General features: G+C 69.0%; 14 protein-coding genes and 1 riboswitch. Of the genes, 6 read left to right on the plus strand and 8 right to left on the minus strand.

The features are described from left to right. Positions 1–76: 76 nt before the first annotated feature. The 3 genes from ACFOW8_RS20370 to ACFOW8_RS20380 form a co-directional block, all read right to left on the minus strand. Positions 77–1489, minus strand: a complete 1413-nt coding sequence (locus ACFOW8_RS20370) for a HAMP domain-containing sensor histidine kinase (protein WP_378552588.1) — start codon at positions 1487–1489, stop codon at positions 77–79. Further along, positions 1455–2162 carry a response regulator transcription factor gene (locus tag ACFOW8_RS20375; RefSeq protein ID WP_378552589.1) on the minus strand — a complete coding sequence of 236 codons (708 nt, stop codon included), beginning with the start codon at positions 2160–2162 and terminating at the stop codon, positions 1455–1457. Before ACFOW8_RS20375 ends, ACFOW8_RS20370 begins: the two co-directional genes overlap by 35 nt. 62 nt (positions 2163–2224) lie before the next feature. Continuing rightward, entirely contained in the window at positions 2225–2806 is a 582-nt protein-coding gene (locus tag ACFOW8_RS20380) for a TerD family protein (protein WP_378552591.1), read from the minus strand. Between the two features lie 129 nt (positions 2807–2935). Between ACFOW8_RS20380 and ACFOW8_RS20385 the strand changes: the two genes are divergently transcribed. Continuing rightward, a complete protein-coding gene (locus tag ACFOW8_RS20385) occupies positions 2936–4642 on the plus strand; it encodes a SulP family inorganic anion transporter (RefSeq protein WP_378552592.1) in 1707 nt (568 codons plus the stop codon). A 111-nt stretch (positions 4643–4753) separates the two neighbouring features. After that, on the plus strand, positions 4754–6121 hold the full coding sequence (locus ACFOW8_RS20390) for an MFS transporter (protein ID WP_378552594.1): 1368 nt from the start codon (positions 4754–4756) through the stop codon (positions 6119–6121). Between the two features lie 113 nt (positions 6122–6234). On the opposite strand, the gene ACFOW8_RS20395 is transcribed toward ACFOW8_RS20390, so the two are convergent. The 4 genes from ACFOW8_RS20395 to ACFOW8_RS20410 all read right to left on the minus strand — a co-directional run bounded on the left by ACFOW8_RS20395 (position 6235) and on the right by ACFOW8_RS20410 (position 9777). Further along, positions 6235–7257 (minus strand): medium chain dehydrogenase/reductase family protein, encoded by a 1023-nt coding sequence (locus tag ACFOW8_RS20395; protein WP_378552595.1) that lies wholly within the window; start codon positions 7255–7257, stop codon positions 6235–6237. A gap of 71 nt (positions 7258–7328) precedes the next feature. Continuing rightward, the gene (locus ACFOW8_RS20400) at positions 7329–7901 is read right to left on the minus strand and encodes a TetR/AcrR family transcriptional regulator (RefSeq protein WP_378552596.1); all 573 of its coding nucleotides are present in this window, start codon (positions 7899–7901) and stop codon (positions 7329–7331) included. 62 nt (positions 7902–7963) lie between these two features. Continuing rightward, a complete protein-coding gene (locus ACFOW8_RS20405) occupies positions 7964–8512 on the minus strand; it encodes a TerD family protein (RefSeq protein ID WP_378552598.1) in 549 nt (182 codons plus the stop codon). A 59-nt stretch (positions 8513–8571) separates the two neighbouring features. Next, positions 8572–9777 (minus strand): glycoside hydrolase family 76 protein, encoded by a 1206-nt coding sequence (locus ACFOW8_RS20410; protein ID WP_378552599.1) that lies wholly within the window; start codon positions 9775–9777, stop codon positions 8572–8574. Positions 9778–9942: 165 nt separating this feature from the next. After that, a riboswitch (cobalamin riboswitch) is annotated at positions 9943–10111 on the plus strand. 33 nt (positions 10112–10144) lie between these two features. Here ACFOW8_RS20410 and ACFOW8_RS20415 point away from each other — a divergent pair. Continuing rightward, positions 10145–11134 (plus strand): methylenetetrahydrofolate reductase, encoded by a 990-nt coding sequence (locus ACFOW8_RS20415; RefSeq protein WP_378552601.1) that lies wholly within the window; start codon positions 10145–10147, stop codon positions 11132–11134. Between the two features lie 89 nt (positions 11135–11223). Here ACFOW8_RS20415 and ACFOW8_RS20420 read toward each other — a convergent pair whose 3' ends face one another. Beyond that, positions 11224–12651: a short-chain fatty acyl-CoA regulator family protein gene (locus ACFOW8_RS20420; protein WP_378552602.1), complete on the minus strand. Its 1428-nt coding sequence runs from the start codon at positions 12649–12651 to the stop codon at positions 11224–11226. Positions 12652–12806: 155 nt separating this feature from the next. Between ACFOW8_RS20420 and prpD the strand changes: the two genes are divergently transcribed. From prpD to ACFOW8_RS20435, 3 genes are read left to right on the plus strand one after another with little or no spacing between them, the layout of a single operon-like run. Beyond that, positions 12807–14309 carry a 2-methylcitrate dehydratase PrpD gene (gene prpD, locus ACFOW8_RS20425; RefSeq protein ID WP_378553165.1) on the plus strand — a complete coding sequence of 501 codons (1503 nt, stop codon included), beginning with the start codon at positions 12807–12809 and terminating at the stop codon, positions 14307–14309. Continuing rightward, a complete protein-coding gene (gene prpB / locus ACFOW8_RS20430; protein ID WP_378552604.1) occupies positions 14309–15223 on the plus strand; it encodes a methylisocitrate lyase in 915 nt (304 codons plus the stop codon). The genes prpD and prpB overlap by 1 nt, the downstream gene beginning before the upstream one ends. Continuing rightward, the gene (locus ACFOW8_RS20435; RefSeq protein ID WP_378552606.1) at positions 15220–16386 is read left to right on the plus strand and encodes a bifunctional 2-methylcitrate synthase/citrate synthase; all 1167 of its coding nucleotides are present in this window, start codon (positions 15220–15222) and stop codon (positions 16384–16386) included. The genes prpB and ACFOW8_RS20435 overlap by 4 nt, the downstream gene beginning before the upstream one ends. The last annotated feature ends 13 nt before the right edge of the window (positions 16387–16399 follow it).

The following is a 16399-nucleotide window of genomic DNA, read 5'->3' on the forward strand; positions in this document are numbered from 1 at the left end:
CCGAACCGGACGCTGGGCAAGCGATTCCGGTGACCGGAAGCAGGATTCCAATGCTTCGTTTCGATGAATCCGGCGGTTAGTTTGCGATCGTGTGACAAAAATCTGCCATCGCCGGAATGCTCATGGTGAACCGCGCGCCACCACCGGGCCGGTCGGTGCACGACAACGTGCCGTGGTGACCCGCCACGGTCTCGGCGACCAGGGCGAGCCCGATCCCGGTGCCCGCCGTCGCCCGCGATGCGGTGACGAACCGTTCGAAGATCCGCGTCCGGTCCGCGACCGCGACACCGGGGCCCGCGTCGTCGATGATCACCCTGATCTCGGCGCCCTCGCGCTCTACCCTGGCACCGACCAGCCCACCACCGTGCCGATCGGCATTGGCGAGCAGATTCACCAGCGCGCGTTCGAGTTCCATCCGCCGCCCGCGCACCATGCCCTCGTCCCGCACGTCCAGCAGCCCCGGCGCGCTGTCGCGGCTGCTGAGCAGGTGACCGAGGAGCTCGGCCAGCGACAGCGGCGCGGGCTCCGAGCGGTGGATCCCGGCCTCGGCACGGGCGAGCGCCAGCATGTCGTCGAGTAGCCCGCGCAGATAGGAGGTCTCCTCGACGAGCAGATCCAGTGCGGCGCGCGGCCGTTGCGACAGTTCCTCCCGGTGGCCCGCCAGCACGGTGGCCGAGGTGGTGAGGGTGGTCAGCGGGGTGCGCAGCTCGTGGCTGAGGTCGGAGACCAGCCTGCGCTCGCGTTCGATCCGGCGTTGCAGCGCGTCGACCATGGCGTTGAACGAGTTGACCGTGGTCGAGAGGTCCTCGTCGGTGGAGTGTGCCAGCCGCAGATCCTGCTCGCCGGAGGCGATGCGCGAGGCGGTGGCCGAGACCTGCCGCAGCGGGCTCAGCGCCCGATCCGCCGCCCAGGCACCCACCGCGGCCGCCACGGTGACCGACAGCGCCGCGCAGGCGAGCAGAATCGTACGCAGCATGGCAAGGGTGGAGTCGAGTTCCTGCACCGGCGCGAACTCGTAGAGCACGGCGGTGTCGTCGACCGGCGCCCACACCCGCAGATACGGCACGCCGGCGAGTTCGACGCGGGTGGCGGCCTGGGGTACCGCCACCGTCGGGTCGACCACCGGCGGCGCCGCGGTGATGCCGTCGTCGGCGTCGGCGATCGACCAGGTCGACCCACGGTGCAGCATGGCGATGGTCCCGGTGGGCAGGGCCAGTTCGGCGATCGCCTCGTCACCGGACAGTGCCGGGTCGTCGAGCCGCAACCGCAGCAGTTCGGCATGGATGTTCACGGCGCGCTCGATACTGCGCACCCGCTGCGATTCCATATAGCTGGTGCTGATGCCGTACACCGAGCCCGCGAGTACCAGCGCGACCAGGCCCGCGCCGAGGACGAACGCGGCCATCACCCGGCCGCGCAGGCCGCGCCAGCGCACCGGCCAGCGGGAGGCTCGGTCAGCCTTGGACATCGAGCCGGTAGCCGAGGCCACGCACAGTGACGATGAGACGTGGGTCGGCGGGGTCGCGTTCGATCTTGGTGCGCAGCCTGCGCACATGGACATCGACGATGCGCTCGTCGCCGAAGAACCCGCGGTCCCAGATCTTCTCCAGCAGTGTCTGCCTGCTCAGCACCAGGCTGTCGTTCTGGGCGAGTTCGCACAGCAGGCGGAACTCGGTCAGCGTCAGGTGCACCTCGCCGCCGTTGAGGCGGAGCAGACCGCGCTCGGGCGACAGGATCAGCCGCCGGTCGAGAGCGGCGTCGAGGACGATCTCGGTGACATCGCGGTCGGTGGCGTTCCTGGTGCGGCGCCGCAGCGCGCGGATGCGCGCGGTGAGCTCCTTCACCTCGAACGGCTTGGTGACGAAGTCGTCGGCACCGGCCTCCAGCGCGGCGACCACGTCGTGGGTGTCGTCGCGCGCGCTGACCACGATGATCGGCACGTCGTGATCGCGCCGCACCTCCCTGATGCAGGTGAAGCCGTCCATGCCGTCGAGCATGAGATCGACGATCATCACATCGGGCACGCCGAAGTCGCGCACCTTGTCCAGCGCGACTTCGGCGCGTTCGGCCTCGTCGACGACGTAGCCTTCGTCTTCCATCGCCAGCCGCAGCGATGCCCTGACCCTGGTGTCGTCCTCGACGATCAACAACTGTGCGCTCATCACATACCCTTCGCTATCGGTTACTACCGTAGCCGGGTGCGTGGTGCGGCCTCCGGCGCTGGCTACGCGATGGCGAATCGCAGCAGCGCCTGGCGGTCGCCCTGCTTGATCTTGCCCTTGCGGTCGAGTACCTCGAGCTGCCAGACCTGGCCGTTGCGGAAGGCGCGGGCGATCGCGTTGGCGTTCTCGGCGCCGAGCAGGGAGGGCCAGATGTCGGCGACCGGCTGGCTGTCGGCACCGGTGGCGTCGTAGATCTTGAACGAGACGTTGTTGGCCTTCTCGAACGAGGAGCCCTTCTTGAACGCCGCGGCGACGAACACGATCGCATCGATGCCGGACGGAATCTGGGCGAAGGTGACGTGCACGGTCTCGTCGTCGCCCGCGGCAGCGCCGGTCTGTTCGTCGCCGGTGTGCAGCACCGCGCCGTTGCCGAGCGGATCGAGGGAGTCGAGTCCGGCGAAGCGGACCGGTTCACCGCCCTGCATCAGCACGGCGATCAGGTCGAGGTCGACGCCGCGCTTGCGCCGCGCCATGCCGAGCAGCCCGCCGCTGGAACCGGCCGACGGATCCCAGCTCACCCCCACGCTCATCTTGGTGATGCCGGCGAGGTCGGCCGCGCCGTCTTCCTTCTTCAGCGTAATCACGAACCCAGGCTACGGACTCGCGGGCCGGGCTGCAGCACAACGGATTTCGCCTGGTCGGCGCGGTACGGCCGACGCGCCGACGGGCGCGGGCTGTCGGATCCCGGCGGGAAAGCGCACAATGATCGGACTGTGTTGGAGCGAGCACTGCCGGGTCTGCGGCAGTTCCGGGGCTATCGGCGCGCGTGGCTGCGTCCGGACGTGGTCGCGGGTGTCACGGTGGCCGCGTATCTGATTCCCCAGGTCATGGCGTACGCGACGGTGGCGGGCCTGCCTCCGGTCGTCGGGTTGTGGGCGACCGTCGCGCCCCTGGCGGTCTATGTGCTGATCGCCACCTCGCGGCAGCTCTCGGTCGGTCCGGAATCGACCACCGCGCTGCTCACCGCGGTGACGCTGGCTCCGCTGGCCGCCGGAGACCCGACCCGCTACGCCACGCTGGCCGCCCTGCTCGCCCTGCTGGTCGGGGCGCTGTGCCTGCTCGCGTCGGTGGCCCGGCTCGGGGTGCTCGCCGATCTGCTGTCGCGACCGGTGCTGATCGGGTATCTGGCCGGGACCGCGGGGCTGATGATCATCAGCCAGCTCAGCCGGGTCACCGGGGTGCCGGTCGACGGGGAGTCGGTGACCGCCACGCTGCGGTCGTTCGTGGCGAACCTGGGCCAGTGGCATCCGGCGACCGCGTTGCTGTCGGCCGCCGTCCTCGCCATGCTGCTGATCCTGGCCAGGTGGGCGCCGCGCGCGCCGGGCCCACTGCTCGCGGTGCTCGCCGCCACGATCGCGGTGGCACTGCTGTCGTTGCAGCGCTTCGGGATCGAGGTGATCGGACAGGTGCCCGCCGGGTTGCCGGTGCCGAGCGTACCGAGCATCGCGCTCGCGGACGTGGCGATGCTGCTGCTGCCCGCGGTGGGCATCGCGGTTGTCGGGTTCTCCGACAACGCGCTGACCGCCCGCGCTTTCGCGGTGCGGCACGGACAGCAGGTCCAGGTCAACACCGAGCTCGCCGGTCTCGGCGCGACCAATGTGGCGACCGCGCTGACGCACGGCTTCCCGGTGAGCTGTAGCAGCAGCCGCACCACCATCGCCGATCTGATGGGGGCGCGCAGCCAGCTCTACTCGGTGGTCGCCCTGGTCTCGGTGCTGATCGTGCTGTTCGGCGCGACCGGTGTGCTCGCCCAGTTCCCCGCCGCCGCCCTCGGCGCGCTGGTCGTGTACGCCGCGTTGCGGCTGATCGATGTGCGTGAGTTGCGGCGGATCGCCCGGTTCCGGCGCAGCGAACTGCTTCTCGCCCTGGTGACCGCGGGGGCGGTGCTGATCTTCGGCGTGCTCTACGGCGTGCTGGTCGCCGTGGCCCTCTCGGTGTTCGATCTGCTGCGCCGGATCGCGCGCGGCCACGACGCCATCCTCGGGTTCGTCCCCGATGTCGCGGGCATGCACGATGTGGACGACTACCCAGAGGCGAAACCCCTTCCCGGACTTGTGGTCTACCGCTACGACGCACCGCTGTTCTTCGCCAATGCCGAGGACTTCCGCAAGCGCGCGCTCGCCGCGGTGGACTGGTCGGCCGAGCGCAGCGGGTCGCCGGTGCGCTGGTTCGTGCTCAATGTCGAGGCCAATGTGGAGGTCGACCTCACCGCGCTCGACGCCGTCGAACAGGTGCGGGCCGAATTGGCCTCGCGCGGTGTGGTCTTCGCGATGGCGCGGGTCAAACACGATCTGCGCGACGATCTGGACGCGTTCGGCATGACCGAACGCATCGGCGCCGATCACCTCTTCCCGACCCTGCCGACCGCGGTCGAGGCGTTCCGCGCGGCCACCGGCTCCGGCTCACCCGGCACCCCGTAGCGGCCTCCCACGTACCCCCTATTCGGGGGTGCAGGGAATGTGACGTGGATTACTACCGTGTTCGCATCCGGCGCGCTGAGGCGCCGGGCCTTGCGAGAGAGTGAGAACACGGTGACGACCCTGAAAGACACCACGCCACCGCCGGAGCCCCCCGCCGTCCCCGACGTTTCCCCCGCCGTACTGCGGCGGGTGGCGGCCGCCAGCTCCATCGGAACGACCATCGAGTTCTACGACTTCTTCATCTACGGCACGGCCGCCGCGCTGGTGTTCCCGAAGGTGTTCTTCCCCGCCGCCGACCCGGCGACGGCCACCCTTGCCTCGTTCGCGACCTTCGCGGTCGCCTTCTTCGCCCGGCCGGTCGGTGCGATCCTGTTCGGGCACTTCGGTGATCGGATCGGACGCAAGCGGACGCTGGTGTGGACACTGCTCATCATGGGCTTCGCCACCGTGGCCATCGGGCTGCTGCCCGGGTACAGCACCGGCGTGTTCGGCATCATGCCCGGCGGTATCGGCATCTGGGCGCCCGTGCTCCTGGTCGCCATGCGCTTCCTGCAGGGATTCGCGGTCGGCGGCGAATGGGCCGGGGCGACGCTGCTCACCGCGGAGTACGCGCCGGCGGGCAAGCGCGGGCTGTACGCCATGTTCCCCCAGCTCGGTCCCGCCTTCGCCTTTTTCCTGTCCAGCGCCACCTTCCTGATCGCGAGCCGTACGCTCGGCACCGCGAGCGACGCCTTTCTCGACTACGGCTGGCGGATTCCGTTCCTGCTGTCGTGCGTGCTGGTCGGGGTGGGGCTGTGGGTGCGGTTGGCGGTCGCCGAAACGCCGGTGTTCCGTGATCGGGTGCGCGAGAGTGCCGTGCCCGCCACCCGCGCGCTGCCCTTCCTGGACGCGGTGCGCGCCCAGCCGAGGGAGATCCTGATCGCGGCGGGCGCGCTGACCAGTCTGTTCTCGCTCTTCTACACGGGGACGGCCTTCCTCACCAGCTACGGTGTCGGCACCCTGAAACTGTCCCGTGACTACATCCTCGGCATGGGCATGGTGGCCGCCGTCGTCTTCGGTCTCGCCACCGCAGCCTCGGCGCTGTGGTCGGATCGGGTCGGCCGCCGCCGGGTCATCATGGTCTCCTGCGCGGCCGCGGTGCCGTGGAGCCTGGTCCTGTTCCCGATTCTCGACATCGGCGGCGCGCTCGCCTTCGCCGTCGGGCTGTTCGGTACCCTCGCGATCTTCGGCATCGCCTACGGTCCGGCGGGTGCGCTGCTACCGGAGATGTTCCAAGCCAGGTACCGCTACACCGGTGCCGGCATGGGCTACAACCTGGCAGGCATTCTCGGTGGCGCGCTGCCGCCGCTGATCGCCACCAAGCTGCTGGCCGGTCCCGGCTCGTTCTGGGTGGGTGCGCTGCTCGCGGGGCTGTCCGTGATCAGCGTGGTGTGCACCCGGCTGATCGTGGAGACCAAGGATCGCAGGATCGACGCCTGACCGGATCGGCCCCTCCCGTGCTCGCGGCGCGGCAGGGGCCGAGGTCGGCAGGCGATTCGTCACGTGCGGGACTGGTACCTAGGCGCGGCGGCGAGGTCACGGATCTCCTTGACTCAGGCGACGAGGACGACTTTGCCGAGAACGGTGCCCGACTCGGCGAGGGCCATCGCGTGCGCGGCGTCGGTCAGCGGGATGCGGGCGGCGACCTGGGCGCGCAGCTCGCCACGCGCGGCGAGTGCGAAGACTTCGCCGAGGTCGGCGGCGATGCGCGCGCGGAAGTGGGTGCGGTCGCGCTTGCCCGCCCACAGATTGAAGAAATGCGCACTGCGCGAGTTCGGCATGGCGTTCCACCACAGCAGCCGGGCCAGCAGCCTCAGTACCGGCAGCCGGGAATTGCCCGTGTTGTTCTTGGTCGCGGCGGTGCCGTAGGAGACCAGGGTGCCGTGTGGAGCGAGCAGCGCGAAGGAGTCGGCGATGCCTGGTCCGCCGATGTGGTCGAAGACCGCGTCGACGCCGTCGGGCGCCAGCGCGCGCACCCGCTCCGGCACGTCGTCGCGGTAGTCGACCCAGGTGGCACCGAGCGCGCGTACCGCGTCGGCATGGCGTGCCGACGCCGTCCCGATGACCTGAATTCCCTTGGCGCGCGCCAACTGCACCAGGGTGGAGCCGACACCACCATTGGCGCCGTGCACCAGCACGGTCTGCCCTGGCCGCACCCCGGCGGTGCGGAAGAGCATCTGCCAGGCCGTGATCCCGTTGACCACGAACGTCTCGGCCGCCGCGGCATCGAGTTCGGCGGGCACCGGGACCAGATCGGCCGCGTCGAGGACCGCGTGACTGGCCCAGCCGCCGATCTTGGTCAGCGCGGCGACCCTGGTGCCGATCAGCGCCGGATCGACCCCGGTGCCCACGGCCGAGACGGTGCCGACCAGGTCGTAGCCGGGCACGAAGGGGAAGGCGGGCTGGTCGTAGTACTTGCCGCGGCGCATCTGCTGCTCGGCGAACGAGACGCCGCTGGCCTCGACCTCGACGAGCGCCTGCCCGGCGCCGGGAGCGGGCAGTTCGCGGTGGGTGACGAGCAGGCCGTCGGGTTCCACCCGGCCGGGCAGGACGATTTCGGTGGCGGTGGTGGACATGATCTCTCCTAGTGTGTGACTGGTCAATCACTTTATTGGTCGAAAAAACGCCCCCGAGGGGGCACGCGTGGTCAGCGAAGTTTCGGATGGCGGATGCCGGCTGAGACGATCTGCGCCCAGGGGCTGGTATCGCCGTCGAGTCCGAGGGTGGTGATCAGGTGGCACAGCTGCCCGAACGCGATGAACCGCTGGACCAGCGCGTCCTCCGCGCCGGAACGCTGTTTGGCGAGTTCGGTCACCCTGGCCAGGCCTTCGCGCAGCGCCTGGCCGATTTCGGGGACATCGGCCACGGACTGGGCGTGGACCTGCAGCATGAGCAAGTTCTTGTCGCTGATCAGCTCCGCGTAGGCCCCGCCCATGTCGTAGAGGAGCTGCTCGGGGGTAGCCTCGGCGGCGGCCCTTGCCGCACCGGCCGACATGGCGGCGGTGATCTGGTCGAAGCAGCGCTCCAGCGCCGCGACGAACAGGGCGACCTTGCCGGGGAAGAGCTTGAACACGTACGCGGGAGAGATCTGCGCGGTCGCCGCCACGGTGGCGATCGGCGTGCCGTGGTAGCCGGTCCTGGCGAACTCGACGATCGCGGCGTCGACGACGGCGTCGCGCCGCAGGTCCGATCGGGAGAGAGTGACTCCGCTCTTGCTCACGTGAGTGACTGTACACTCACTCTTTCGGTGTGGTCAAAGAGTTCGCCTGCCGCGCGGTGTCGTCAACGGCCGAGTTGCCGCGCGATGAGCGGGACCGCGTCGGCGATGTGCTCGACCTGGATCGGCTCGACGATCGCGGTGTACTCCCAGCTGCCGCGCGGGCGGTGCAGCATGCCGATGACCAGGCCGGTGTGCTCGGCGGCGTCGGCGAGATCGAAGCGCACCAGCTCCACCCCGGTCACATTGTCCACGACCCGGCAGAACCCGTTCTCGATCTGCCCGAACCGATGGCCGGTATAGCAGCTGACCAGGAAGACCACTGCCGTGACCACCGGGTCGACCTTGGTCAGATCGACCACGATCATCTCGTTGTCGCCGTCCCCGTCTCCGGTGACACTGTCGCCGAGATGCCTGGTCGAACCGTCCCGTGAGGTCAGCTGTTCGTGGTAGGCCACATCGACGAAATCCGTTCCGGCGAACAGCAACGCGGCGGCATTGAGATCGATGTCGGAGTTCCCCCGCCGGAAGAACCCGCCGCGATCGGCCGGATCCCACCCGAGCCCCATCGTGACGTGGGCGAGTGGACGGGGCTGGAACGGTAAGCCGGTCATCCACGTAAAGATGCCGTAAACGCCACCCACTTGGCAACCGGCACGGGCCGTTTCGCGGTTCAGCGGTCCGCGGCGGTGAGCTGGTGGTCGGCTTCGAGGAGGATCCAGCTGCTGAGCTGGACCGAGAGGTCGCGGCTGAGGTTGGCCGAGCCCGCGGTGGCCGAGGAGGTGAGTTGGAGGAAGGTACCCGGCTGGTTCGGGGCGGTGACGGGACGTGCCCAGTCGGTGCCGAACAGGGGGAGGCCGTCGACCTCGGCGCGGTTGCGCCACGCCGCTTCGGCGGAGGTGTGGACGATCGTGGCGGCGGTCCTGTTACCGAGCACCAGTGCGGCTTCGGCGAGATAGCGGGCGAGAATTCCCATGAACAGCCCGGAGTCGTTCGTGTCGGCGGCGGCGATCACCCCGTCGGTGGTGAGCCGCTGCGCCACCGCCTCGATCAGGGCGCTCGCGCGCCGATGGTGCACCGGATCACCGGTGCGTACGGCCAATTCGGTGTTCAGCCCGATCGCCACGCCCTGGCAGTAGGTGTGGATGTCGCGCTGTACCCGCCCGTCCGGTTCGTGCACACCGTCGAGGATCAGCCCGGTGCCGGTGTCGTGCAGCCGCGTGTAGAGGAACTCGGCCAGCTGCGCGGCGCGCGGCACTCTGCCGAGCCGGGCCATCGCGATCCCGGTCGGGCCGACCGCGGGGGTGTTGTAGTAGCGGTCACCGCGCCGCCACGGCACCGCGCCGACCTCCGGGTTCCAGCCGTCGTCCAGCGCGGTCAGCAGTTCGTCGACGGCACCGTCGAACCGGACGCCGAGCAGCCGGTCGGCCCGGTCCAGCGCCAGCACCAGCCAGGCCATGTCGTCGTAGTAGCGGTTCGCCCAGCCGGTGACGTTGCGGGTCCTGATGCCATAGGCCAGCGCGGCCACCCTGGCCACCCGTTCGGGGGTGCTGTGGCGGTGCGCGGCGTCGATCGCGCAGTCGAGCAGGTGGGCCTGCCACCAGTAGCACCACCGCAGGAACGACTGGTCGGCCGGTGTCGCGGGCCAGACGAGCAGCCCGAGCCGCCACCCCGAATGCCCCCACAGTGTGCGCACATGCCGCGCCACAATGGCCCGCTCCGCCAGTTCCGCCCGCTCGGCACTCCCCGACGGTCCCGCCGCCGTGACCCGCGTGATCGGCCCGGCGGGCATGGGTTGCGCCAGCCCGGCCGCGGCGACGGCCGCACCCGCGGCGAACAACACGGTGCGCCGACTGACCCCGTCGACCCGGCGATCCATACCCGTATAACCCCTTTCCGAACGCCGAGAGTCCCGCGCGGGGATGGCCGCCGTCTGAATGGCGCCGGTGCGCCGTGGTGAACGTGTCGTATGCTGTCGGGGCAGCTGGTTCGCCGGTGGCCTGGATGTCGGGAGTCCCCGCTCGGCCCGGTGTCGACATCCCGCGCCTCCCATGTGGCGTTTCGGGGTGAAGAGGGAACCCGGTGGGAATCCGGGACTGTCCCGCAGCGGTGAGCAGGAACGAAAGCCGTCATTCGAGCACCGGACTGTGTCCGGGAAGCGACGGCCGGTAGGTCGACCCGCGGGGTCGGTGCCCGCGAGTCCGAAGACCTGCCGCTGTGCCGGGCACGGGGCTAGGAGAACAGCTATGACGAAGATCGGTTCGGGACGGCAGTACTGCGGTGAAACCGCCCGCGGCACCGGGCATTCGGTGGCGCGGAGCCTGCCCATCCATGCGGCCGCGAGCGGTCGCGTCCCGTTCTCGGTGGAGTTCAATCCGCCGCGTGACGGGGCGGGTGAGGCCAGGCTGTGGCGTGCGGTGCGCGAGTTCGAGCGGATGCATCCGGCGTTCGTGTCGATGACATACGGTGCCGGTGGTTCCACCAAGGACCGCACCGTGCGGATCACCGGTGAGCTGGCCACCGAGACCACGCTGCTGCCGGTCGCCCACCTCACTGCCGTCGGCCACAGTATCGACGAGTTGCGCGCGCTCGTCGGTTCCTACGCCGACGCGGGCATCCGGAACCTTCTCGTGTTGCGTGGTGATCCACCGGGTGATCCGCTGGGGGAGTGGACCAGGCATCCCGAGGGTGTGGAGTTCGCCGAGGAACTGGTGCGGATCGTGCGTGATCTGGGTGATTTCCATGTGGGGGTGGCGTCGTTCCCGCAGGGTCATCATCGTTCGCCGGATCTGGATCACGATACCCGGTTCCTGGCGGCGAAGTTGCGTGCGGGCGCGGAGTATTCGATTACGCAGATGTTCTTCGACGTGGAGCATTATCTGCGGTTGCGGGATCGGGTGGTGGCGTTGGATCCGGTGGAGGGTGCCAAGCCGATCATTCCGGAGTTGATGCCGATCACGTCGTTGCGGACGGTGGAGCGGGCCGAGGAGTTGTGTGGTCGGCCGTTGTCGCCGGTGGTGCTGGAACGGTTGCGGCGTGCGGCGGGCAGTGGCCCGGTGGAGGACAAGGCGGCGGTGCGTGCCGAGGGTATTCAGATCGCGACCGAGATGGCGCAGCGGTTGATCGATGAGGGTGCGCCGTGTCTGCATTTCATCACGCTGAATTTCGCGAAGGCGACCAGTGAGGTGTTGACCAACCTCGGTTACGGGGTGACCGCCGCACCACTCAGCGCATAGCCGCAGCTCGGAGCGGACACGTTGAAACGCTACCGCGTGGATCCGGCACGGGGACAACAGGAGTCGCCGTGCCGGCGAACCACAGCGGGTCAGCGTTCGCGTGGCAGGTAGTCGTCGTGGGCGTAGGGAGTGGTGGCCGAGCGATTGTCGTCGACGCGGATGCCACGGCCCAACTGCGGGAACGCGCGTTGGGCGCACTGGGGCCGCTCACACACCTTGCACCCCGACCCGATCGGCACCGCGGCCGACGCGTCGTGCAAGGGCAGCCCGGTCGAATACACCAACCGTTCGGCGTGCGCGATGTCGCAGCCGAGCCCGATCGCGAAATCGCGGGTGGGCGAGAGGAATCCGGGCGTGCTCTCGTCGGTGGTCCGCGCCAGCCACAAGTACTTGCGGCCGTCGGGCATCGCCGCGATCTGGGTCCTGATCCGGCCCGGTGTGGCGAACGCGTCGTGTACCACCCACAGTGGGCAACTGCCACCCACCCGGGAGAAGTGGAAAGCCGTGGCGGACTGCCGCTTCGAGATGTTGCCCGCGCGGTCGGTGCGGACGAAGAAGAACGGCACCCCGCGCCGCCCCGGACGCTGCAGCGTCGACAACCGGTGACAGACGGTTTCGAACCCCACCTCGAACGTGGAGGACAGCAGTTCGATGTCGTAACGGAACCGTTCCGCGGCATCCAGGAACCGCCCGTACGGCAGGATCAGCGCGCCGGCGAAGTAGTTCGCCAAGCCGATCCGCAGCAGGTCGCGTGATTCGGCGGGCAGGTCGGCCGCCGCGCTGATGGTGTCGATCGCGCGGTGCTGCGCGAGGAACGCCAGTTGGGTGGCGAGCTGAAATGCGCGCTGCCCGGCGGAGAGCCTGCGCGCCAGCACCAGATGCCGGGTTTCGGCGTTGTACACCCGTTTGGGTCCGGGATCGGCCGGATCGTCCGAGTGAATCGTGACGCTGATGCCGTAGCGCTCCCGCAGCAGCCGCGACAACTGCAGGTCGAGCCCGCCGATTCCGAGCCGGTTCTCGGTGAACATGGCCTCGGCCGCGGTATCGAGTTCGGGGATGTGGTTGCGCCGGTCGTAGAAGAAGTCCCGGACGTCCTCGTACGGGGTGAGCGCGCCGCCCGCCGGCGTCTCGATCCCCGCGGAGAACTGCTCGATCTGCTGGGTGCTGCTGCGCAGGCGACGGTGCAGGCTCACCAGCAGGCGCGCCGCGGCGGGCACCCGGGCGGTGAGGTCGTCGAGTTCGGCATTGGTGATCGCGGCGGCGTCGGGGTCCTCGGCGAAGATGTCGTGCAGATCGGCGAGGAGCCTGGCGTCGGTGTCGGCGGCGAAGAAGCCCATCTCCAGGTCGAAGGTGGCGTTGAGTTTGAGCAGCACCGGCACGGTCAGTGGGCGCTGGTCGTTCTCCAGCTGATTGACATAACTCACCGATAGCTCGAGCAGTTTCGCCATGGCGGTCTGGGACAGTCCACGTTGCTCGCGCAGGGTGCGCAACCGGGCGCCCGCGAACATCTTCTGCATGCGCCGAATCTAGCATCCCGGATTTTCGCAACTTCCACAATTTCGCCGGGTGGCTTCCACAAAATTAGGCATTTGCGAGGCGTTCTGCCTGAGTAGTCGCGTGTGTAACGTGCGAAATGTCCGGTGAATATTTCGACGTTCTGGAGGCCAGCGCTGTGCAGCATCATCTCGTCCGCACCTACCGTTCCGCTGAGGACTTCCCCCGCGAGGAGCACCTGGCCTGGCGGATCGCCGAGGTAGCCGCCGACCCGGTGGCGGTGCAGGCCGACACCGAGGAGATGATCGTCAACCGGATCATCGACAACGCCGCCGTCGCCGCGGCCTCGATCACCCGCCGCCCGGTCGCCAACGCCCGCGCGCAGGCGCTGGCCCACCCGTACGGTCCCGGCGCCACGGTGTTCGGTGTGCCCGGCCGATTCTCCCCGGAATGGGCCGCGTGGGCCAACGGGGTCGCCGTGCGCGAGCTCGACTTCCACGACACCTTCCTCGCCGCCGAGTACTCGCATCCCGGTGACAACATCCCGTCGATCCTGGCCGTGGCCCAGCACACCGGCCGCACCGGCGCCGAGCTGATCCGCGGGCTGGCCACCGGGTACGAGATCCAGGTCGACCTGGTCAGGGCGATCTGCCTGCACGAGCACAAGATCGATCACGTCGCCCACCTCGGCCCGTCGGCCGCGGCCGGTATCGGCACCCTGCTCGGCCTCGACACCGAGACGATCTACCAGGCGGTCGGGCAGGCGCTGCACACCACCACCGGCACCCGGCAGTCGCGCAAGGGCGAGATCTCCAGCTGGAAGGCCTACGCGCCCGCCTTCGCGGGGAAGATGGCGGTCGAGGCGGTCGATCGGGCGATGCGCGGCGAGGGCGCCCCCGCGCCGATCTGGGAGGGCGAGGACGGTGTCATCGCCTGGCTGCTCGGCGGCCCGAACGCCGAGTACTCGGTGCCGCTGCCCGGTCCTGGCGAGCCCAAGCGCGGCATCCTCGACACCTACACCAAGCAACATTCGGCCGAGTACCAGAGCCAGGCCCCGATCGACCTGGCGTTCCGGCTGCGTGAGCGGATCGGGGACCTCGACCAGATCGCCACCGTCGTGCTGCGCACCAGCCACCACACCCACTATGTCATCGGCACCGGATCGAACGATCCGCAGAAGTTCGACCCCAAGGCGTCCAGGGAAACCCTGGACCACTCGATCATGTACATCTTCGCGGTGGCGCTGCAGGACGGCACCTGGCATCACGAGCGCTCCTACGCGCCGGAGCGGGCCCAGCGTCGCGACACGATCGAGCTGTGGAACAAGATCACCACCGCCGAGGACCCGGAGTGGACCCGCCGCTACCACTCGACCGACCCGAACGAGAAGGCGTTCGGCGCCCGCGCCGAGGTGACGCTGCGCAGCGGTGAGGTCATCGTCGACGAGCTCGCCGTCGCCGACGCGCACCCGCTCGGGGCGCGCCCGTTCACCCGCGAGCAGTACATCGCGAAGTTCCGCACCCTCGCCGAGGGTGTCGTCGAACCCGCTGAGCAGGACCGCTTCCTCGAGGTGGTCCAGCGCGCGGGCGAGCTCTCCGCCGCCGAGCTGTCGGAGCTCGGTTTCACCGTCTCGGCGGAGGTGCTCGCCCGCGCGCCCAAGTCCCCGGAGGGCCTGTTCTGATGACCGGATTGCTCGCTGCCGCCACCTCCGCGGCAGACAAGCGCGCCGCCTTCAAGGCCGGACTCACCTCGGGCTCGATCCAGCGGTTCCCCGGTGCGTTCAATCCGTTGGTGGCCAAGCTGATTCAGGAGATCGGCTTCGAAGGCGTCTACGTGTCGGGTGCGGTGCTCTCGGCCGATCTCGGCCTGCCCGATATCGGCCTGACCACACTGACCGAGGCGGCCGGACGCGGTCAGCAGATCGCGAGGGTCACCGATCTGCCGGTGCTCATCGATGCCGACACCGGTTTCGGCGAGCCGATGAGCGCCGCCCGCACCGTCACCGTCATGGAGGACGCGGGCGTCGCCGGGCTGCACCTGGAGGATCAGGTCAACCCCAAGCGGTGCGGGCACCTCGACGGCAAGGCCGTGGTGCCCACCGAGGACATGCTGCGCAGGCTCGGCGCGGCCGTGGCCGCGCGCCGCGACCCGAACTTCGTGATCTGCGCCCGCACCGACGCCGCGGGTATCGAAGGCATCGACGCGGCCGTCGACCGGGCCGAGGCGTACGCCGACGCCGGGGCGGATCTGATCTTCACCGAGGCGCTGCGCACCCCGGCCGAGTTCGAGAAGTTCCGCGCCGCGGTCTCGGTGCCGTTGCTGGCCAATATGACCGAGTTCGGCAAGTCCGAACTGATCTCGGCCCAGACGCTGGAAGCCATCGGCTACAACGCCGTCATCTACCCGGTGACGACGCTGCGGCTGGCCATGTTCGCCGCTGAGACCGGCCTGCGGCGGATCTTCGACACAGGCACTCAGGCCGATCTGCTCGACCGCATGCAGCACCGGAGCCGGCTCTACGAGCTCCTGCGGTACGAGCGCTACAACGAATTCGACTCCGACATCTTCAATTTCACGCTGAGAGGGAACCGATGAGCACGGTGTCGCAGAGCGAGGTGCGTGGGGGTGATCGGGCGGCGGATATCGCCATCCCGACCATCTACAAGGGTCTGGCTGGGGTCGTCGTCGACACCACCGCGATCTCGAAGGTGGTGCCCGAGACCAACTCGCTGACCTACCGCGGCTACGCGGTGCAGGATCTGGCCGCGAACTGCACCTTCGAACAGGTCGCCTACCTGCTCTGGTACGGCGAACTGCCGAACGACGCGCAGTACGCGCAGTTCTGTCAACGGGAGCGCGTGTCCCGGCGCGTCGATCGCTCGCTACTGGCGCTGATCGCGAAGATGCCGGACAACTGCCACCCGATGGATGTGGTCCGCACCGCCATCAGCTGGCTCGGCGCCGAGGACCCGGCCGAGGCCGACAACTCGCCGAAGGCCAACCGCGCCAAGGCACTTCGCATGATGGCCGTGCTGCCCACCATCGTGGCCGCCGATCACCGCAAGCGGCACGGGCTCGAACCGGTCGCGCCGCACTCGCACCTCGGCTTCGCCGAGAACTTCCTGAACATGTGCTTCGGGCGGGTGCCTGCGCCGGAACTGGTCAAGGCCTTCGAGGTCTCGCTGATCCTCTACGCCGAGCACAGCTTCAACGCCTCCACCTTCGCCGCCCGCGTGGTCGCCTCCACGCTGTCGGATATCTACAGTGCGGTGACCGCCGCCATCGGCGCCCTCAAGGGCCCGCTGCACGGTGGCGCGAACGAGGCGGTCATGCACGACATGCTCGACATCGGCGACCCCGCACTGGCCGAGCAGTGGCTGCGTACCAAGCTGGCACAGAAGCAAAAGGTCATGGGCTTCGGCCACCGGGTCTACAAGAACGGTGACTCCAGGGTGCCGACCATGAAGCAGGCCTTCCTCGATGTCGCGGCCGTCACCGACGGGGCCCGATGGGTCGAGATGTACGAGATCCTCGAGCGGACCATGAACGAGGCCACCGGGATCGAACCCAATCTGGACTTCCCGACCGGGCCCGCCTACTACCTGCTCGGATTCGATATCGAGGTGTTCACCCCGATCTTCGTGATGAGCCGGATCACCGGCTGGACCGCGCACATCATCGAGCAGGGCGAGTCCAACGCGCTGATCCGGCCCCTCAGCGAGTACGTCGGGGTGCCGCAGCGAAACGTCGTCGCCTGACTCCGTGCTCAGT

It is taken from the genome of Nocardia rhizosphaerae (assembly GCF_042650365.1).
GTDB lineage: Bacteria > Actinomycetota > Actinomycetes > Mycobacteriales > Mycobacteriaceae > Nocardia > Nocardia rhizosphaerae.